At 63.2% G+C, this 18,448-nt stretch carries 16 protein-coding genes and 1 other RNA gene; 9 read left to right on the top strand and 8 right to left on the bottom strand.

The window, feature by feature from the left end:
• Positions 1–65 precede the first annotated feature (65 nt).
• Positions 66–1,298, top strand: a complete 1,233-nt coding sequence (locus tag CCD76_RS01915; protein ID WP_373419392.1) for an NAD(P)/FAD-dependent oxidoreductase — start codon at positions 66–68, stop codon at positions 1,296–1,298.
• A gap of 69 nt (positions 1,299–1,367) precedes the next feature.
• Here CCD76_RS01915 and CCD76_RS01910 read toward each other — a convergent pair whose 3' ends face one another.
• Genes CCD76_RS01910 through CCD76_RS01895 form a run of 4 tightly spaced genes read right to left on the bottom strand, consistent with a single transcriptional unit; the run spans position 1,368 to position 3,365 of the window.
• Complete coding sequence (locus CCD76_RS01910; protein WP_071232829.1) at positions 1,368–1,667, bottom strand: YqjK-like family protein; 300 nt, start codon at positions 1,665–1,667, stop codon at positions 1,368–1,370.
• Positions 1,660–2,040 carry a phage holin family protein gene (locus CCD76_RS01905; protein WP_087717877.1) on the bottom strand — a complete coding sequence of 127 codons (381 nt, stop codon included), beginning with the start codon at positions 2,038–2,040 and terminating at the stop codon, positions 1,660–1,662. Before CCD76_RS01905 ends, CCD76_RS01910 begins: the two co-directional genes overlap by 8 nt.
• A complete protein-coding gene (locus CCD76_RS01900) occupies positions 2,040–2,381 on the bottom strand; it encodes a DUF883 family protein (RefSeq protein WP_087717876.1) in 342 nt (113 codons plus the stop codon). Before CCD76_RS01900 ends, CCD76_RS01905 begins: the two co-directional genes overlap by 1 nt.
• A gap of 60 nt (positions 2,382–2,441) precedes the next feature.
• A complete protein-coding gene (locus CCD76_RS01895; RefSeq protein ID WP_087717875.1) occupies positions 2,442–3,365 on the bottom strand; it encodes a phospholipase A in 924 nt (307 codons plus the stop codon).
• A 330-nt stretch (positions 3,366–3,695) separates the two neighbouring features.
• Between CCD76_RS01895 and mscK the strand changes: the two genes are divergently transcribed.
• Positions 3,696–7,214, top strand: a complete 3,519-nt coding sequence (gene mscK / locus CCD76_RS01890) for a mechanosensitive channel MscK (RefSeq protein ID WP_087717874.1) — start codon at positions 3,696–3,698, stop codon at positions 7,212–7,214.
• Positions 7,215–7,242: 28 nt separating this feature from the next.
• Here mscK and CCD76_RS01885 read toward each other — a convergent pair whose 3' ends face one another.
• The 4 genes from CCD76_RS01885 to CCD76_RS01870 form a co-directional block, all read right to left on the bottom strand.
• Positions 7,243–7,992: a TlyA family RNA methyltransferase gene (locus CCD76_RS01885; protein WP_087717873.1), complete on the bottom strand. Its 750-nt coding sequence runs from the start codon at positions 7,990–7,992 to the stop codon at positions 7,243–7,245.
• A gap of 67 nt (positions 7,993–8,059) precedes the next feature.
• The gene (locus CCD76_RS01880) at positions 8,060–9,244 is read right to left on the bottom strand and encodes an ABC transporter substrate-binding protein (RefSeq protein ID WP_087717872.1); all 1,185 of its coding nucleotides are present in this window, start codon (positions 9,242–9,244) and stop codon (positions 8,060–8,062) included.
• Complete coding sequence (locus CCD76_RS01875; RefSeq protein ID WP_256961037.1) at positions 9,199–10,605, bottom strand: sensor histidine kinase; 1,407 nt, start codon at positions 10,603–10,605, stop codon at positions 9,199–9,201. The genes CCD76_RS01880 and CCD76_RS01875 overlap by 46 nt, the downstream gene beginning before the upstream one ends.
• The gene (locus CCD76_RS01870; protein WP_306298780.1) at positions 10,602–11,273 is read right to left on the bottom strand and encodes a response regulator transcription factor; all 672 of its coding nucleotides are present in this window, start codon (positions 11,271–11,273) and stop codon (positions 10,602–10,604) included. The genes CCD76_RS01875 and CCD76_RS01870 overlap by 4 nt, the downstream gene beginning before the upstream one ends.
• A 330-nt stretch (positions 11,274–11,603) precedes the next feature.
• On the opposite strand from CCD76_RS01870, the gene CCD76_RS01865 reads away from it, so the two are divergent.
• The 7 genes from CCD76_RS01865 (at position 11,604) to recR (ending at position 18,443) form a co-directional block, all read left to right on the top strand.
• Positions 11,604–12,590, top strand: a complete 987-nt coding sequence (locus CCD76_RS01865) for a Bug family tripartite tricarboxylate transporter substrate binding protein (RefSeq protein WP_087717871.1) — start codon at positions 11,604–11,606, stop codon at positions 12,588–12,590.
• Positions 12,587–13,033, top strand: coding sequence for a tripartite tricarboxylate transporter TctB family protein (locus CCD76_RS01860; protein WP_087717870.1), 447 nt, complete (start codon positions 12,587–12,589; stop codon positions 13,031–13,033). Before CCD76_RS01865 ends, CCD76_RS01860 begins: the two co-directional genes overlap by 4 nt.
• Positions 13,033–14,550 (top strand): tripartite tricarboxylate transporter permease, encoded by a 1,518-nt coding sequence (locus CCD76_RS01855; protein ID WP_087717869.1) that lies wholly within the window; start codon positions 13,033–13,035, stop codon positions 14,548–14,550. The genes CCD76_RS01860 and CCD76_RS01855 overlap by 1 nt, the downstream gene beginning before the upstream one ends.
• 234 nt (positions 14,551–14,784) lie before the next feature.
• Positions 14,785–14,881: signal recognition particle sRNA small type (gene ffs, locus CCD76_RS01850), an RNA gene on the top strand.
• 214 nt (positions 14,882–15,095) lie between these two features.
• The gene (gene dnaX, locus CCD76_RS01845; RefSeq protein ID WP_087718099.1) at positions 15,096–17,390 is read left to right on the top strand and encodes a DNA polymerase III subunit gamma/tau; all 2,295 of its coding nucleotides are present in this window, start codon (positions 15,096–15,098) and stop codon (positions 17,388–17,390) included.
• Positions 17,391–17,511: 121 nt separating this feature from the next.
• On the top strand, positions 17,512–17,838 hold the full coding sequence (locus CCD76_RS01840; protein ID WP_071231634.1) for a YbaB/EbfC family nucleoid-associated protein: 327 nt from the start codon (positions 17,512–17,514) through the stop codon (positions 17,836–17,838).
• Positions 17,838–18,443: a recombination mediator RecR gene (gene recR, locus CCD76_RS01835; RefSeq protein WP_087717868.1), complete on the top strand. Its 606-nt coding sequence runs from the start codon at positions 17,838–17,840 to the stop codon at positions 18,441–18,443. Before CCD76_RS01840 ends, recR begins: the two co-directional genes overlap by 1 nt.
• Positions 18,444–18,448 lie beyond the last annotated feature (5 nt).

The following is an 18,448-nucleotide window of genomic DNA, read 5'->3' as shown; positions in this document are numbered from 1 at the left end:
CGTTGTGAAGTCTTGCTACTCGTTAGTACCTCAACCCCTGCCGAATGAAAAGGGCGTGTCGCAAAATGGCTCTGTTAGAATGCCCGCCCAACCAGCAAGGCAAGATCGGTGCGGACATGAAAACCTACGACGTCGTCATTATCGGCGCTGGCGCGGCCGGCTTGATGTGCGCGCTCACGGCGGGCTATCGCGGCCTTCGGGTGCGCGTCGTCGATCATGCCAACAAGGCCGGCAAGAAGATCCTGATGTCGGGTGGCGGACGCTGCAACTTCACCAACCTCGCGACCACGCCGGCGAATTTCTTCTCGCGCAATCCGCATTTTCCGATCTCGGCCCTGAAGCGCTACACGCCACACCATTTCGTCGAGCTGATCGAGCGGCATGGCATCGAGTATGTCGAGAAGGCGCCCGGGCAGCTGTTCTGTGCCCATTCGGCCAAGGATGTCGTCGCCATGCTGTTGACCGAGTGCGAGTGGGCGGGCGTGGAGGTCTCGCTCTCCACACCGGTGAACCACATCGAGCGTCTCGGCGACGGCATGCGGCTGGAGATCGATGGCGCCAGGGTCGAGGCGGGGGCCGTGGTCGTTGCCACTGGCGGCCTGTCGATCCCGACGCTGGGAGCCAGCGGTCTGGGCTACGATCTGGCTCGTCAGTTCGGGCTCGAGGTGACCGAGACGCGAGCGGCACTGGTACCCTTCACCGTGACGTCGCAGTGGAAGACATCGCTGGCGGCGCTAGCCGGCCTTTCCTGCCCGGTGGCGGCCAGATGCGGAGATGGTCAGTACCAGGAGCCGCTGCTCTTTACCCATCGTGGCCTGTCGGGGCCGGCGATGCTTCAGGCGTCGAGCCACTGGCGGCCGGGAATGGCGGTCGAGATCGACTGGCTACCATCGATTCCTGTCGAGGAGACCCTGCGCAAGCTGCGCCAGGAAGCGCCTCGCCGGCATCTGGGAACCTGGCTGGGAGAGGTGTTGCCCAAGCGGCTATCGCAGGCCTTGCTCCAATGGCAGGGATGGAAGGATCGGCCGATGGCCGAGCTCTCCAATGGCGATATTCAGACGATTGCGCAGGGGCTCGGGGCATGGCAGTTCAAGCCGGCAGGCACGGAGGGATGGCGGACGGCGGAAGTCACCATGGGCGGCGTCGATACCGATGCGATTTCTTCGAAGACATTCGCGGTCAATGCGTTGCCTCAACTCTACTTCATTGGCGAGGTGCTGGACGTGACGGGCCAGTTGGGCGGCTTCAACTTCCAGTGGGCCTGGGCGTCCGGCGTCGCCTGTGGTCAGTCGCTCTAGGCTGAACGAAAAAGCGGCCACTAGGTCATAGTGGCCGCTTCTGAGGCTGAAGAGCGAGTATGGCGTCGCTTAGCGATTGCGCCCGCGAGACGCCCGGTAGAGTGCCTTGCCGCGGTTGTACATCAGCAGTCCGGTCAGGGCGCGACGAAACAGCCGACCCGTCGAACGTGGCTTGCGCGCGCTGCGCATGGCCACCAGACTGCCGATCGCCATCAGCGGCACCTTCCAGCTCACGATCTTTTCCCAGGCATGGTCGATCGGTGCCGTGGCATCGCGCCATTCACGCATGGCGGACGTCATGTCGAGGCGTTGCTGGAGAATCTCGTCCTCGAGGTCGTCGATCTGCTGCTGCCGAGTCCGTTCAGTCATGGGAAGGCCCCAGTGCCTCTCGATCGCGTTCGAGGTGATGCAAGGTCGCGGCCATCAACTTACGTTGTTTGGCCACTCGCTTGGCCGAGAGAATCAGCGCGCCCGCGATGACGAAAAGCACCGCCGAGCAGATCCCGATGGCCTGCAAGCGGTTATCCTCCCAGTACACCACCACGACCAGCAGAAGCAGCATGCCGATGGCGAAGGAGAGCATGATCAGGCCGGCGCCCGCCAGCAGCAGCAGGGTCAACATTCGGTCGCGTTCGGCTTCCCATTCGACAACGGCGAGACGCAGGCGCGTCTCGCCACTGGCGATGAGGTTGGCGATCAGCCGCCGGGCGGCGGTGATGACGTTTTCAGCCGGACCCGCCATCAACGACGCCCCAGCAGCAGCCCCAGAACGACGCCAGCGGCGGCGCCGATGCCGATGCTCGTCCAGGGATTCTCGTGCACGTACTGATCGGTGGCGTCCATCTGATCCTTGGCGCTGGCATAAAGCTTCTCGCCGCGGGCCTCGAGACGTCCACGTGTCTCCTGCAGGCGCTGCTGGGCGCGTTCACGCATTTCGGAGATATTGGTACGGGAGTCGTCCGCCGTGGCGTGGATCAACTCTTCGACGGTCTGCGACAGGTTGCGCAGATCTTCCTTGAGCTGCTCGGTAGAAGCTTCGCGTTCGCGCTCGGAGCCGTTGCCGCCGATGGATTGCATGGTCATGGTCGTCTTCCTTTGACAGTCAATTAACGTGGATCAGCATAGACAGGCTATCTGCAGGGATCAACGAGTGCCAGGGATGCCGGCCAAAAAGGTATTGATACTGAAGCCGAGGCCGAAACGCTGCACGTCATGGTCATAGTCGATCAAGCTTTCGCCGTAGCCCTGATAGTACTGGAGGTAGCCGCGAACCTTGCCGAACAGCGGAAAGGAGTAGTCGAGCTGACCGCCATAGTGTGCCTTGCCGGGGTTGCCGCGAACCATCAACGAAACTTCCTGGTCGCCGAAGGCGCGGACCACGGTCAGGTCACCATAGCCGATATAGTTCTCCAGATCGGGATTGTCGTCATCCTCGTCGTTTTCCGGAATGCGCCAGTGAGGGGCGACACTGAACGCCCAGTTGCCACGCTGAAATATCGATTCGGCATAGATTCGGTTCCAGCTGCGTGACAGCGGGTCCGAACGGCCATTGGACTGATGCGCGAAGCCGACCCGGTTGATGGTGTTGGTCCAGCCCAGCACCGTCCATCGATTATCGAAGCTCACGAAACCCTCGGGTTCGTAATTGGTCTCGCGAAAGGGGGCCGATGCCTCGGAGTTGTAGGCTTGCCACCAGCTACGCTGGGTATAGGCGAAATAGAGGTCGCCGTTGTCTCCGAACATGTCGTCGAGCAGCTTGATCTTGAAGCTCAACTGGAACTTGATTTCCGACTCATCGATGTCGCCCTCGGACGTGATCTGGCGGAAATCGGCCTCGTCCGGGTTAGCGTTGTAAGTCCATGGCAGGAAGTAGTTGCGGCGATAGGTCGTGATCGCGAGTGGGTTCTCGGCGGTTTCCGCTTCGAGGTTACGGCGCACTTCGGCCTGCTCGTTCGCTTGTTGAACCGGGTCGCCATCGCTGTCCGGTGTCTGCGCAGTCGCTAATGGGGTAGCCAGCATCCCCAATAGTAGAAGGCTGGTATCGCGCAGCGAACGAATGGGCGTCATAAGACTGTCCTGTCAAGGTAATCCAGTGGATAGAAGCGCGATCAGGTCGATGAAGATCAGGCTTCGTATTAAGTAGTGACGATTTCTAGCATGTCGTCGGCTTAAGTCAAACTCGGCAAACGCGGTTAACGGACGCCTCGGAATCCGCTCGCCCTGGCGGTAAACTCCGACTTCGATAGGAATCGCACCGCGCGAACGCGACGGTGGCCGCATGAACGGAGTTGACGAGGAGAGGGCATGTCGGATTATCCGGCCGGGAGCGAGTATGTCAGTCAACCAGAGCCTCTTGCTCAGAGGGCGTTCAAATCCACGAGGGCCAATGCTCTTATAATGACCGCCTGGGCGCCTGCGCCTGCTGTCTCTGTCGTCAAAGCTGTTTCGGTCGTCAAAAAAGCGGCTCAGCGTATCACGTTCCTCGCGCTGGCATTGTGCATACTGATGACAAGCACTGTCGCCTTGGCGCAACAGCAGGAAAGCCTGCCGACGCACGACACGCTCACTGCCGAACAGCAGAAACTCGAGCAGATCGAGACGCCCGATGAGCAGCAGCAGACGGAATTGGAGGATCTGGGCGTCGCGTTGCAGACGCTGGATTCACTGGAGGCGCTGCGCAAGGAACTGAAGATGCTCGAAAGCTCGGCGCAGCAGGCCCCTCAGCGTATTCGCGAACTCGAGAGGCAGCTTTCCGCGCTGAGCGATGACGACGCCCCGGCAGCCGATGCTCTCGACGAGCTCATGGTGGACACCCTGGGCCGAAAAACCTCCGAAGCACTGGATCGGCTCGAAGCGTTGCAAGGCCAATTGGCTTCGGTCAACGCGCGGCTGATCAGCGCGGAGACACGGCCGGAGCGGGCACAGTCGGCCATTGCCAAGGCGATGGCCGATGCGGAACAGGCACGAACACAGCTCCAGACGCCCGATAGCGACGAAACCCAGACCTTCGATCCGGCCCAGGCACGCTATCGACTGGAACTCGCGCTGGCCGAGCTGCAAGCCGAGTATCATCGCCGGGAACTGGCCAACAACACGCAGCTTCGGGAGCTCGATGCCCAGCGCCGCGACCTGCTCCAGCGCCAGATTGCCATCGAAGAAGCCCGCCTGAATGCATTGCGGGCGGCGCTCGACCGGCAGCGGCGTGCCGAATCGGAGAAGGCCGTCGCCGATATCGGAGAAGAAGATCGGGCAGCGATCGCTGCGCATCCGGTGCTGCGTGATATTCAGGCGACCAATCGCGAGTTCAGCGACCAGCTGCTCGAGGTCACCGACCGCACCAACGATCTGATCCGGCGGGCCATCGATATCCGCTCGCAGCTCGATCGCGTGCGCCAGATCAAGCGTACGCTCAACGAACAGATCGACGCGATCCGCGGCAGCCCGCTGCTGTCGCGCATCCTCAACGAGCAGCGCCGAGCCCTCCCGGACGTGGACGAACTGGGCGGGTTGCAGGAAGAGATCGCCGAAACGCGGCTGAGTCAGTTCGATCTGGTCGAACAGCGGGACGCCCTTCGCCAGCCAAGGGCATTGGCCGAAAAGAGTCTGGCCGATACCGATATTGATGTGACGCCAGCGTTGATCGATTCATTGGTGAAGCTGTTCCAGTCGCGGAGCGAAATCCTCGAACAGCTCGATCGCGAATACGGCAACCTGTTGACCGTGGCGATCGATCTTCAGCTCAACCAGGAGCAGCTGGCCGGACTCACCACGTCGCTTCGTGGCGTCATCGAGGAGCAGCTGTTCTGGGTCGCCAGTTCGCGTCCGCTGACGCTGAGCTGGTGGCAGGATGCGCCCGGTCTCCTCGCGAGCCAGGTGCGTGGAGATGCCTGGCCACAGGCGTTGGCGAGTTTCTGGCAGGTGCCGGATCTTCGTGCGCTGGCGGTCGTGCCGGTTCTGATTCTGGCTGCCGTGCTGCTGATGGCGAGGCGCCGGATCAAGGTCCGGCTGCTCAATCTTCATGAGCAGATCGGCCGTCTCAAGCGCGACACCCAGATGCATACCCCGCGCGCGATTCTCTACAACGCGTTGCTGGCCGCCCATGGCCCCATGCTGCTGGCCGTGATCGGCGGGCTGCTGAGACTGGGCAGCGATGCGTTCGCCGAGCGGGTGGGTGAGTCGCTATTGCAGCTCGCCCTGGCATGGGGCGTCATTGGCTGGACTCGTCGACTGCTGGTGTCGGACGGCGTGGCGACACGCCATTTCCACTGGTCGACCGGCTACGTGGCCCGGCTGCGCCGGCTGCTGTTCTGGCTGGGAATTTCGCTCATTCCCGTCATTCTCATCAGTGGCACGTCGCCCGGCAGCCAGGCCGAGCTATCCAGTCGACCGCTGTTCCTGCTGTTGCTGCTGGCCGGCCTGCTGGCGATGAGCGTCATCCTGGTGCGGTTGATCCTGGCGCATGTCCCCTATTTCGGGCTCAAGCTGTTTCGCCTGCTGCTGGGGTTGGCACTGGCGCTGGTGCCGCTGGTGCTGGCCGGGCTGATCGCGTTGGGCTACGAGTACGCGGCGTTGCGGTTGATCGGGCGATTCATCAATTCGCTCTATCTCTTCGGATTGTGGATCCTGGTCGAGGCCACGGTGGTGCGTGGGCTCGCGGTGGCACAGCGCCGCCTGGCCTATCGCCGGGCGGTGGCACGTCGGCGGGCGCAGATTCAGGAAGGGGCCGAGGGCGGGCTCGAGGTGGTCGAGGAGCCGCCGCTGGACATGGAGCAGGTCAACCAGCAGTCGCTGCGACTCTCCAAGCTGATCCTGTTCATCGGTTTTACCTTCGCCTTCTACCTGATCTGGTCGGACCTGCTTGAAGTCTTCTCCTATCTCGATCACGTCAGCGTGTGGCAAATCGAGCGTGGGCAGGGCGAGGCGATGACCCTGGATCCGATCACGGTGGCGGACATCGTCGTGGCGCTGGTCATGGTGGCGCTGACCATGATGCTGGCGCGCAACCTGCCCGGTCTGCTGGAGGTCATGGTTCTGTCGCGCCTGACGCTCAAGCAGGGCAGCGCCTACGCGATCTCCTCGCTGCTTTCCTACACCATTGTGGGGACCGGGGTGGTGGCCTCGCTCGGCACGCTCGGGGTCTCCTGGGACAAGCTGCAGTGGCTGGTGGCGGCGTTGGGCGTGGGGCTGGGCTTCGGCCTGCAGGAGATCTTCGCCAATTTCATTTCAGGCCTGATCATCCTGTTCGAGCGCCCGATGCGGATCGGCGACACCATCACGCTCGGCCAGCTCCACGGCTCGGTCAGCCGCATTCGTATCCGGGCGACCACGGTGACCGATTTCGACCGCAAGGAGATCATCATTCCCAACAAGACCTTCGTCACCGATCAACTGATCAACTGGTCGCTGTCGGATAACGTGACCCGAGTCGTGCTGACCTATGGCGTGGCCCATGGCTCGGATCTCGACGAGGTGCATCGGCTGATGCGGCAGGCGGCGGACGAAAACCGTCGGGTATTGCGGGATCCCGAGCCGCAGGTGTTCTGCCTCAGCTACGGTCCGACATCGTTCAACTTCGAGTTGCGGATCTTCGTCAACGATCTGCTCGATCGGCTCTACGCCAGCGACGAGATCAACCGCCGGCTGGATCAGTTGTTCAAGGAGCATGGCATCCGCGTGGCGTTCAACCAGATGGACGTCTGGCTGCATGGCGACAACGGACAGGTGACAAAGGTCCAGAGCGCCAACGGGAACGAGGCGGCGCTGGGGGCGGAGCCCGACTCGGCATCCCCGACGCCGGCGGCACCCCGGAATTCACGCCAGTCTCGCAGTGGTGACGATGGCCACCTGGGCGATGGAGAAGTCGGTGGCGCCGGGCACGATGGTGGCGGCGATGGAGGAGGGGACGGCGGTCGTTGATCGCACCGCCTCGGAAATAGAGCGACGTTCAACGGCGCAGTGCGTGGAGCAGAAACTCGCGATTGCCGTCGCCACCCTGGATCGGGCTTTCCTGCCAGTGGTCGATGTCGAGACCGTGAGAGCGACAGGTCTGATGCAGCGTATCGGCGACTCCTTTATAGAGTTCGGCATCGCGGACGATGCCCCGCGAGTCGACCTTGCCGGGGCCGACCTCGAACTGCGGCTTGACCAGCGAGTAGAGCTCGCCACCCGGGCGCAGGACGCGGGCAATTTCCGGCAGGATTAGCGTCTGCGAGATGAACGAGACGTCCATCACCACGGCATCGATGCCGCCAGGTGCCAGGGCCTCCAGTTGCGTCATCGGCAATTGGCGGGCATTGGTGCCTTCCAGACAGATGACTCTGTCGTCGTCACGCAGGGAGGCATCGAGCTGATCGTGTCCCACCTCGATGCCGATGACCTTTGTCGCGCCGTAGCGTAACGCGCAGTCGGTGAAGCCGCCGGTGGACTGGCCAATGTCGAGCACGGTGAAGCCGTCGAGGCGCCGGTCCAACGTCTCCAGCAGCGCTTCCAGCTTGAGGCCGGCTCGCGAGACGTAGCGTTCTTCCGGTGCTTCGGCGATATGCAGTGCCGTCGTCTCCGGCAGTTTCTCGCCGGGCTTGGTCGCGACCTGCCACTTTCCCCCTGTATTGATGCTGACAAAGCCCTGGCGAATCAGGCGTTGCGCCCGGGTGCGCGAACGCACGTGGGCGGTGACGAGTTGGTCGAGTCGTTTCATGGCGTGTTCATTCCTGCAGTGCTCATGTCTACGGTGCTCATATCTACGGTACGCATGTCTGCCATGCTCATTCCTGCGATGGTCGGGGGAGCGGAGAGGGGTCGGCCAGCGGCCCGTCGGCGTAGGTCGAGTGGTTCTTGAAGGCTTGTTGCCACTGTTCCAGCAGCGTCTGACGCTTGAGTGTATCCAGCGTTGCCAGCAGGCCGGGGCCGATCTGCACGGGGCGGATCGCCTCTCCCAGTCGCTTGCGCAGGTCTGCCGCGGTGCCGAGCCCGTCGATCGACGGGTGCACGGCGCCCAGGGTCGTCCGCGTCGCGAGAAGGCGCTGGGCTGGTGCGCTCAGGAGATAATCGATGAAGCGCTGTGCGGCGACGGGATGCGGCGCGTTGCGAGACATCATGACCAGGCGTTGCAGCACCAGCGCATAATCCTTGGGCACGACCATGGCCAGTTCGGGATGTTCGGCCACGTAATCCTGGACGTAGGAGCCGATCAGGTTGTAGCCGATCCAGTAGCGCCCTTCGCTGAGCCCCTCGAGCATCGCTGCCGTGGTGGTCTTCAGCTCGCTGTGTGCATGGCCGAGCGCCTCGACCAGATCCCAGTAACGGGCCGAGATCCTGGCATCCTCGATGGCATAGGTATAGCCGGCGCCGCTGAAGCGCGGATCGTAGGTGACCACGCGGTGGCTCAGTTCAGCGGACCGTTGCCGTAGCAGGCTCAGGAGCTCGGCGTGGCTTTCCGGCGGGGGCATGCGGGCGGCGAGATCTCGCCGATAGACCATGACGATGGGCTCGAAGGTGAAGCCGAACAGCTCCTGACGCCAGCGAGCCCAGCTTGGCCAGGCCGCGGCGGCGGGCGAGTCGACGGGGGCCGAGAGTCCTTCGTTGGCGAGCTGGTATTGCCATGGCATGGCGGGCGACATGATCACGTCGGCCCGTGGCGTGTCACGTTCCTGAAGTACCCGCGCATGTAGCGCCAGTGTCTCCAGGTTGTGATAGGTGATCGCGATATCCGGATTCCGTTGGTGAAAGTCCGCGAGTAGCGGGTACACCTGCGGTGGGTCGACGACACCATAAATGGTCAACGGCTGGGACGACTCGGCGTCTGCAGTGAAATGTAGTGTCCTTGCCTGCGCAGGCGCCGTCATCAGCAGCATGAGCGCCAGCAAGGCGCTGGCGAGACGCCGGGTACGGTGTGGCGCCGTTGTCAGGCGTTGGATGAGGCGTCGGATGAAAAGGTCAGGGCGATACATAGGCCGGGACGCTCGGGGTGGTCGGGATGGGCGGCTTGCAGACTTAAGCGGATGTCGTGGGCGCGGGCAATGCTGTCGACGATGGCCAGCCCTAGGCCGCTACCGTCGCCGGTTTCCTGGCCGCGGTGGAAAGGGCGCAGCATCAGCAGGCGCTGGGACTCGGGAATGCCCGGACCGTCATCGGTGACCGTCAGCCGCGCCGGTGCATCGGTGACCTGAACGGTGACCTGGCTGGCGCCATAGATTGAGGCGTTTTCGATCAGGTTATTCAGCGCTTCCTCCAGCTGCCAGTCGTTGGCGGAGACCATCACCGCATGCTCCGGGACCTCCACGCCGAGGTCGATGCCACGGCGATGGTGGCGGGAAAATGCCTCCCTCACGCAGCGCCGGGCCAGCGCCGTGAGATCGACGGCCTGCTTGGTCGGCGTCGCTTCGGGGTTGTTGAGCCGGGTTAGCGACAGCAACTGGCCGGCCAGCCGCGCGGTCTTGGTGGCGGTGCCGTGCATGGTGGCAAGCGCCTCGTGCCAGGCCGCCGGATCCGACTGCCGCAGGGCCAGCTCCGCGCGGGTCGAGAGTCCGGCCAGCGGCGTTTTCAACTGGTGAGAGGCATCGCCGATGAAACGCTCCTGGTTGGCACGAACGCGACGCATGCGGGCCAGCAGTTCGTTGAGGGCTTGACGTAGCTCAGCCAGTTCGAGGGGCAGAGCCAGTTCGAGCGGTGACAGTGTCCGAGGGTTGCGCTGGCGGATCGCGCGGCGCAGTCGCGTCAGCGGTTCCAGCGCGAAGCGGGCCGAGAGCAGGACGACCACCACGGCCAGGCCGGCAATGATCAAGATATTGACGAAACTTGCCAGGAACAGCTGATTGGCCAGGGCTTGCCGGCCTTCGCGCGTCTGCGCCACCCTGACTTCGAAGCGATCGCTTCGATCCCAGCCCTCGAGACGAGCACGCAGGACCCCGAGCCGGAGCGGCATGTCCTGGGAAGTCACGTCCCCATAGTTCATTTGAATGTCGTTCTCGGTAGGCAGGGAGGGAAGTGACCGATTGCCGGTGACGAAATGCCCCTGGGCGTCGTAGAGCGCGTAGAACACTCGCTCCTCGGCGTCGGTGGCGAGCATCTCCAGCGCCGAGGGGGGCAGGTCCATCCACAGCCGACTCTGCTGCCAGCGAACCTGCTCGGCGATGGAGAGCGATGCCGCGTCCAGCAGCCGGTCGAAGGCTCGATCGGCCGCCTCGCGGGAGGCCAGCCAGGCTTGCACCAGCATGATGGCGACCAGCAGCGCCAGCGGGCAGAGCAGCCAGACCATCAGGCGCCGGTAAAGGCTTAGATGTGACAGACGCCAGCGTCGCAATGAGGTCACTCGACCTCCAGCAGATAGCCGATACCTCGCACCGTGCGCAGTCTGACGTCGGACGCCGCGAGCCGACGACGCAGCCGATGTACATAGACCTCGATGGCATTGTCGCCGACCGCTTCGCCGGCAAAGGCCTCGTCGAGCAGTCGTGCCTTGTCCACCGGCTCGCCGGCGTAGTGGATCAGGCACGCCAGCAGGCGGTGCTCCCGCGGTGGCAGCGACAAGGCGGTGTCGTTCAACGTGAAATGCTGGCGCTGGCGATCGAAGCTCAGCGAGCCGAGCATCAGCGGTTCGCTCGGATCATTCTGACGACGGCGCAGCAGCGCGCGAACCCGGGCTTCCAGCTCGTCGAGCGCAAAAGGTTTGGCGAGGTAGTCGTCGGCGCCGAGATCGAGTCCCTTGACCCGATCCTCGATCGCTGCCCTGGCAGTGAGGATCAGGACCGGCGTTTGTCGATCACGTGAGCGTAGCGCCTCCAGTACCTCGAGGCCGCTGCGATTCGGCAGGTTGAGATCGAGCAGGATCAGGTCGTAGTCATGGTCGAAGGAAAGGCGGTCCAGAGCTTCGCCGCCATCGGCAATCCGTTCGACGCGCTGATTCTCGACGGTCAATGTTTCGGTCAGGGTGCTGGCGAGCAGAGGATCGTCCTCTATCAGCAGCAACTTCAGGGGCATGGAAAACTCCTGCAGGTGAAAGAGACAGAATACCCCGGTGCGCGTCTATGCGCGTTTATCGGATACGCCGGCGCTCGAGGAATCCACTTTCCTTCACCGTTCTTCGTGCGATGAACCAGCGATGGCATCGCCCATCGCGCGTTGGCGGGCGATTGTAAACGAATTGAATATCGGGGCATTGAACTTTAGTCGGCTTTTGCGTTCGCGCCGTTGACCGTTACATGACTTCACCCTAATTTCCGCCCATGGAAACAAAGTTCTACCTTACGGAACTGTAAGGTTGGTGTCAGCGTTAGGGATAACTCCGCTCTATCAGCGAGGAGAATAATCATGTTTGCAAGCAAGACGATCCGTTGGGTGGCCGCTGCAGCGCTGGCCCTGACCGCCAGTGGCGCCATGGCGTTCGAGCCTGCTGGCAAGGTCGAATGTATCGCTCCGTCAGACCCGGGTGGCGGCTGGGACTTTACCTGTCGCAGCGTGGGTAACGTGCTCGAGGAGCTGGAGCTCGTGCCGGCCAGCGTTCAGACCATCAACATGGCAGGCGCCGGTGGCGGCGTCGCGTTCGCTCACACCGTCAGCAAGCGCAAGGGTGACGACCAGCTGCTGGTGGCGGCCTCGACGGCGACCACCACCCGCCTGGCTCAGGGCCAGTTCCCTGGCATGGACGCCGACATGGTCAACTGGATCGGTGCCGTAGGGGCCGACTACGGCGTGATCGCGGTATCCAAGGATTCTCCCTATCAGGACCTCAACTCGCTGATGAGCGCCTTGAAAGAAGACCCGCGTTCGGTCAAGTTCGCCGGCGGTAGCGCCAATGGCGGATGGGATCACCTCAAGGTGCTGATCGCTGCCAAGGCTGCCGGTGTCGAGAATCTGCCGCGTATTCCGTATCTCTCCTACAACAACGGTGGCGAAGCGATGACGCAGGTCATCGGCGGCCACGTCGATGCATTCACCGGCGACATCACCGAAACCCAGGGCTTCCTCGAGTCCGGCGATCTCCGCGTGCTGGCGGTGCTCTCCGACGAGCGTCTCCCCGGCGATCTGGCCGATATCCCCACCGCAAAAGAGCAGGGCATCGATGCGGTCGGCCCCAACTGGCGCGGCTTCTACATGCCGTCCGACATCGACGAAGACGCCAAGCAGTACTGGGTCGATGCCGTCGACGAGCTCTATGCCAGCGATCAGTGGAAGAAGGTCATGAAAAGCAACGGTCTGATGCCGTTCCACCCGGATTCCGGTGAATTCCAGGCCTTCGTCAAGCAGCAGATCAACGATATCCAGTCGCTGTCCAAGGAAATCGGGCTGATTCAATGAGCAAGTTCAATGATCGCGTCTTCGGTCTGATCATGCTGGTGATCGCCGTCGCCTACTACTACGGCGCCACCCGGTTTCCGGTTCCCTTCGGGGGGTCGGAAGCCGTTGGCCCGGAGACCTTTCCCAAGCTGCTGGCCGTGATTCTGGCCATCTGCAGTCTCTACATGATCGTCAAGCCCGACCCCGACAATCACTGGCCGGTCGCCAGGACCTTTGGCGAGCTGGGGATTGCCGTGGTCACCTTGGTCGTCTACGCGCTGCTGCTCGAGCCGCTGGGCTTCATCGTCTCGACCACGCTGGCGGTCGGCACGCTTTGCTGGCGCATGGGCGCGCGGCCGATCAAGGCCTATCTCACCGGGCTGATTAGCGGTGTGGTGGTGTTCGTACTGTTCACCTATGGACTGGAATTGCCGCTGCCGCTTGGCCTGCTGGAGATGAACTGATGGAAACGTTGCACTATCTTTCCCTCGGCTTCGGCGTGGCGCTGCAGCCCGAGAACCTGATGTTCGCCTTGATGGGGTGTTTCATCGGCACGCTGATCGGCGCGCTGCCCGGTCTGGGCCCGGCCAACGGCGTGGCGATCCTGATTCCGCTGGCGTTCACCCTCGGCCTCAAGCCGGAAACCGCCTTGATCATGCTGACGGCCGTCTATGCCGGGGCGATGTATGGCGGACGTATCTCGTCAATCCTGCTGAATATTCCCGGTGACGAGCCGGCGATGATGACCTGTCTCGACGGCTACCCGATGGCTCGCCAGGGCAAGGCCGCCGAAGCACTGGCGATTTCGGCGATCGCCTCCTTCATGGGCAGCCTGATCGCCACCATTGGCCTGATCCTGCTGGCGCCGCTGCTGGCTCGCTTCGCCTTGACCTTCGGCCCAGCCGAATACTTCGCGCTGTTCGTGCTGGCCTTCGCCACGCTGGGCGGTATCACCGGCAAGAACCCGATGAAGACGCTGATGGCCGCAGCGATCGGGCTGATCATCGCCACTGTCGGAATCGATCTCTCCACCGGCACGCAGCGCTACACCTTCGGCGTGCTAGAGCTCTACGAAGGCGTCGACTTCATCATCGCCATCGTCGGTCTGTTCGCGGTATCCGAGCTTCTGTTCTTCATCGAAGAGAAGGCCGGCGCCGGCCGCGAGATGATCAAGGTCAACCCGCTCAAGCTGAAGTGGCGGGAAATTCTGTCGATCATGCCGACCACCGTGCGCGGCGGCATTTTAGGCTTCATCGCCGGTGTGCTGCCGGGAGCGGGCGCGTCGCTGGGCAGCTTCATCACCTATACGCTGGAAAAGAAGATCGTCGGCAAGAAGGGCTACTTCGGGGAAGGCGATCCGCGTGGCGTGGCTGCGCCCGAATCGGGCAACAACGGCGCGTCCAGCGGCGCACTGGTGCCAATGCTGACGCTTGGCGTACCGGGTAGCGGGACCACGGCGGTGTTGCTGGCGATGCTGGTGTCGCTCAACATCACGCCGGGGCCGTTGATGTTCACGCAGAATGCCGACCTGGTGTGGGGCGTCATCGCCGCACTGCTGGTGGGCAACTTCATGCTGCTGCTGCTCAACATTCCGCTGGTCGGCGTGTTCGTGAAGATCCTGTCGGTTCCGCCGATGTATCTGCTGCCGATCGTGACCATGGTCGCGTTCGTGGGCATCTACTCGATCAGCCACTCGACCTTCGATCTCTACTTCATGATCGCCTTCGGCGTCGCCGGCTACATTCTGCGCAAGCTGGAAATTCCGCTGGTCCCGGTGATTCTCGGCCTGCTGCTGGGGCCGGAAATGGAGAAGAACCTGCGTCACGCGATGCAGATCTCCGACGGCGACTGGTCGATCCTTTGGGGTAGCGGTCTCTCCATCGGGCTGTGGCTGGTGGCGATCATCGGGCTGGTGCTGCCGGTGGTGGTGGGGCCGATTCTGCGGCGCCGGATGCAGGCGGCCAAGGAGAAGGTCGGCTGAGCCGCGAGATGACATGTTCCATGCCCCGCTCGTTGAAACGGCGGGGCTTTTTTGTTCGCAGCGAGGGTAGAGATATTCGCTGCTATCGTTTTCTGGGTACTCTTGAATCCTTCCCGGTTGCCGCAGAGCGATGACGCTGTTATAGTGCCGCTCGCTCGGCAACGTCTTGATGGAACAGGCTTTGTCGGCCTTCGATCTCATCGCGTCACTGATGAATCGAGCTATGGTGGCCCTTGCCGGTCCTCCCGCAACGCTAAACCGCAAACCCCGCCAGGCCCGGAAGGGAGCAACGGTAGTGGTGGCCGCGTGTGCCGGGATGTGGCTGGTAGGGGCCGCCTCCATTTCTGGCCCTGCGCAATTTGGCCTGTCATGAATTCGGCGACCAAGTCGCTGCCTCCCGCCTCGTCAGTTTTCTCCCGACCCTGCTAGAATGGCCCGATCACTTCAGGATGACCGATGCTGGCAACGATGTTTCGATCGTGGTCGTGCCGATTCCTGACCATCACGTCCAGCCGCGAGCCTATCTGCGAGGAGTATCGCGCCGCATGAGTTACCAGGTTCTGGCCCGTAAATGGCGCCCGCGTACCTTCCACGAACTGGTCGGTCAGGAGCATGTCAGCCGTGCTCTGGTCAATGCGCTCGACCAGGGGCGACTGCATCACGCCTATCTGTTTACCGGGACTCGCGGTGTCGGCAAGACGACGCTGGCGCGGATTCTCGCCAAGTGCCTCAATTGCGAGCAGGGCGTGGGCTCCCAGCCCTGTGGCCAGTGCGAGACCTGCCGCGATATCGATAGCGGCCGCTTCGTCGATCTGATCGAGGTCGATGCCGCTTCGCGCACCAAGGTGGAAGACACTCGCGAACTGCTGGACAACGTCCAGTACGCGCCAACCCAGGGGCGTTACAAGGTGTACCTCATCGATGAGGTGCACATGCTGTCGACGCACAGTTTCAACGCGCTGCTCAAGACGCTGGAAGAGCCGCCGCCGCACGTCAAGTTCCTGTTGGCGACCACCGATCCGCAAAAGCTGCCGGTGACGGTGCTGTCGCGCTGCCTGCAGTTCACGCTCAAGAACATGCCGCCGGAGCGGGTGGCCGAGCATCTGACCCGGGTTCTCGAAGCTGAGCAGGTGGCCTTCGATCCGCAGGCGCTATGGCTGCTCGGCAAGGCCGCCGACGGCTCGATGCGGGATGCCATGAGCCTGACCGACCAGGCCATCGCCTTTGGCCAGGGCGAGGTGCGGCGGGAAGACGTGGCCGCCATGCTCGGTACCCTGGATCACGCGCATCTGATCGCGCTGGCCGAGGCATTGGCGGATGTCGATGCCGAGCGGTTGCTCACCGAAGTGGCCTCACTGGCCGAGCAGGGGCCGGACTTTGCCGGCGTGCTCGACGAGCTCTCCGGCCTGATGCATCGCCTGGCGATCGCCCAGATGGTTCCCGGCGCACTGGACAACGGCCATGGCGATCGTGACGAGCTGCTGGCGCTGGCCGGACGCTTCACCGCGGAAGACGTGCAGCTCTATTACCAGATTGCGCTGCAGGGCCGAGGCGATATCGATAACGCACCGGATACCCGCGCGGCGGTCGAGATGACGCTGCTGCGCATGTTGGCCTTCCGGCCCCAGGGTGTACCGACGCCACCGCAGACTGACCTGCCTTTGCGCAGGGGCGCCCAGCAAGGCGGCAGGTCGCCGAGCGACGAGCGTCAGACATCGGCCACGTCGACGGCGGAGGCGCCGCAGGCGACCAGCACCGTTCCTGCGCCGAAGATCGCGCCGGAGCCAGCCGCTGCGGCACCGTCGGCACCTGTCGAGCGTCAGGCGCCGTCGGCGGAGCCTGCCGATCCCCCTTTGTCTTCACCGGCCGAGCCGCCCGCGTCCTCCGATTTTGAAGAGGACCGCCCGCCTTGGTCTACCGAGACCGAGGCATCCCAAGCTAAAGCTCCCGCGACCGGTATCGTCCCGGAAGCGGCGTCACCGGAGCCGAGCGCGGAACAGGGCGCGGAACAGGGCGAGACAGTCACTGTCGCGGCCGAGTCGGGCAGCGCGGCTATCGATGACGCCAGCGATTTCGAGGACGCGAGCCGTTTCGACGATCAAGCCGGTTTCAGCGACGAGGCCTACGCCTGGGCGGCCGAAGCGGCAGAGGCTTCGGCACCCGAGCCCGGCGACTCGCCGGCTGTCGACGTCGCGACCGATATAGCAGCGGCTTCCGCCCCGGTCGAGCAGATAGCGCAACCGGCCCGGCCAGACTTTCAAAGTAGCGGTATTCAAAGCGACGGTGCTCAAGGCGACGTCGCTCCAGCCGACACGGGGCATGCATCGGCTGGCGCTGACGGGTCGACAGCCGCTATCGAAGCGGATGCGGTGCCGGCGATGGCCGAGGCGCCGATGGCAGAGATGAACAGCCCGGCGGCGACACAGGACTCGCCGGTAAATGCCGGCCAGCTCACGCACGGGTTATGGCTGGATCGCTTCGATCAGCTCGATATTGGCGGTCTCACGCGCAATCTCGCGGCTCACTGCGTTATCGAGAGTGACGATGGCAGCGCGCTGAAGGTGACGCTGGACCCCGGCCAGTCGGCCATGCTCTCCGATCTGCATATCGAGCGCATCACCAAGGCGTTGGCGGGCCTCGGCTACACGCGTCGGCTCGAGATCAGCGTTGCTGAACTGGACGGCGCACGCGAGACGGCCAAGGCCAAGCGTGACCGCGAGGCACGCGAACGTCACGCACGCGCTGTTGAAGCCTTGCGTGTCGACCCGCATATCCAGGAATTGGAAGCGCGTTTCGGCGCTCGGCTGATGGAAGGAAGCGTAACCGCCGATCGCGTGTGATCCCGACCGGGCATCACGATTTCGCAGGCATATGATTTCGCAGACATACGATTTCGCAGACGTCACGCTTTCGCGGGCGTCACGCTTTTGCAAAGCATTCCCAATCTCGAAGGAGTTCGTCATGTTCAAGGGTGGCATGGGCAATCTGATGAAGCAGGCCCAGGAAATGCAGGAAAAGATGCAGCAGGCTCAGGAAGAGATCGCCCAGATGGAAGTGTTGGGCGAAGCCGGCGCCGGCATGATCAAGGTGACCATGAATGGCCGCCATGACGTCAGCCGCGTCGAGATCGATCCTTCCGTAATGCAGGAAGACAAGGAGCTGCTGGAAGATCTGCTGGCGGCTGCCGTCAACGACGCGTCACGCAAGGTCGAGACCCAGTCCAAGGCGCGCATGGAAGAAGTCTCTTCCGGACTCAATCTGCCGCCCGGGATGAAGATGCCGTTCTGATGAGCTTTTCACCGCTTGTCGAGCAGTTACTGGATAGCCTGCGCGTGCTACCGGGAGTCGGGCCGAAGACCGCGCAGCGGATGGCGCTTCACCTGCTGGAGCGTGATCGCGAGGGTGGGCGGCGGCTCTCGGAAGCGCTGGTCCAGGCGATCGAGCAGGTCGGCTACTGCGAGCGATGCCGTACGCTGACCGAAGAGGCGCTGTGCGGCGTCTGCCAGGATTCGCGGCGCGACTCGGCCCTGCTGTGCGTGGTCGAGTCGCCGGCCGACATGCTGGCGATCGAGCAGGCAGGCGGCTTTCGCGGTCAGTATTTCGTGCTGCATGGCCATCTGTCACCGCTCGACGGCATCGGCCCCGACGATATCGGCCTGGATCAACTGGAGTCCCGGCTCTCCCGAGAGATGGTCAGCGAGATCATCCTGGCGACCAACCCGACCGTGGAGGGGGAGGCCACCGCGCATTACATCGCCGAGCACCTGGTCGGGCGGGAGGCCAAGCTCTCCCGATTGGCCTACGGCGTCCCGATGGGCGGCGAGCTGGAGTATGTCGATGGCGGCACGCTCAGCCGGGCGTTTCAGGGGCGCCAGCCATTTTCCTACGAGTAAGGGCA

It is taken from the genome of Salinicola salarius (genome assembly GCF_002179555.1).
Taxonomy (GTDB): Bacteria; Pseudomonadota; Gammaproteobacteria; order Pseudomonadales; family Halomonadaceae; genus Salinicola; species Salinicola salarius_A.
This window is presented reverse-complemented; position numbering and strand designations above follow the sequence as displayed.

Coding starts and splice junctions, on each gene's coding strand:
- CCD76_RS01915 (WP_373419392.1), top strand. CDS start 66: ATGGCTCTGTTAGAATGCCCGCCCAACCAGCAAGGCAAGATCGGTGCG.
- CCD76_RS01910 (WP_071232829.1), bottom strand. CDS start 1,667: ATGACTGAACGGACTCGGCAGCAGCAGATCGACGACCTCGAGGACGAG.
- CCD76_RS01905 (WP_087717877.1), bottom strand. CDS start 2,040: ATGGCGGGTCCGGCTGAAAACGTCATCACCGCCGCCCGGCGGCTGATC.
- CCD76_RS01900 (WP_087717876.1), bottom strand. CDS start 2,381: ATGACCATGCAATCCATCGGCGGCAACGGCTCCGAGCGCGAACGCGAA.
- CCD76_RS01895 (WP_087717875.1), bottom strand. CDS start 3,365: ATGACGCCCATTCGTTCGCTGCGCGATACCAGCCTTCTACTATTGGGG.
- mscK (WP_087717874.1), top strand. CDS start 3,696: ATGACCGCCTGGGCGCCTGCGCCTGCTGTCTCTGTCGTCAAAGCTGTT.
- CCD76_RS01885 (WP_087717873.1), bottom strand. CDS start 7,992: ATGAAACGACTCGACCAACTCGTCACCGCCCACGTGCGTTCGCGCACC.
- CCD76_RS01880 (WP_087717872.1), bottom strand. CDS start 9,244: ATGTATCGCCCTGACCTTTTCATCCGACGCCTCATCCAACGCCTGACA.
- CCD76_RS01870 (WP_306298780.1), bottom strand. CDS start 11,273: ATGCCCCTGAAGTTGCTGCTGATAGAGGACGATCCTCTGCTCGCCAGC.
- CCD76_RS01865 (WP_087717871.1), top strand. CDS start 11,604: ATGTTTGCAAGCAAGACGATCCGTTGGGTGGCCGCTGCAGCGCTGGCC.
- CCD76_RS01860 (WP_087717870.1), top strand. CDS start 12,587: ATGAGCAAGTTCAATGATCGCGTCTTCGGTCTGATCATGCTGGTGATC.
- CCD76_RS01855 (WP_087717869.1), top strand. CDS start 13,033: ATGGAAACGTTGCACTATCTTTCCCTCGGCTTCGGCGTGGCGCTGCAG.
- dnaX (WP_087718099.1), top strand. CDS start 15,096: ATGAGTTACCAGGTTCTGGCCCGTAAATGGCGCCCGCGTACCTTCCAC.
- CCD76_RS01840 (WP_071231634.1), top strand. CDS start 17,512: ATGTTCAAGGGTGGCATGGGCAATCTGATGAAGCAGGCCCAGGAAATG.
- recR (WP_087717868.1), top strand. CDS start 17,838: ATGAGCTTTTCACCGCTTGTCGAGCAGTTACTGGATAGCCTGCGCGTG.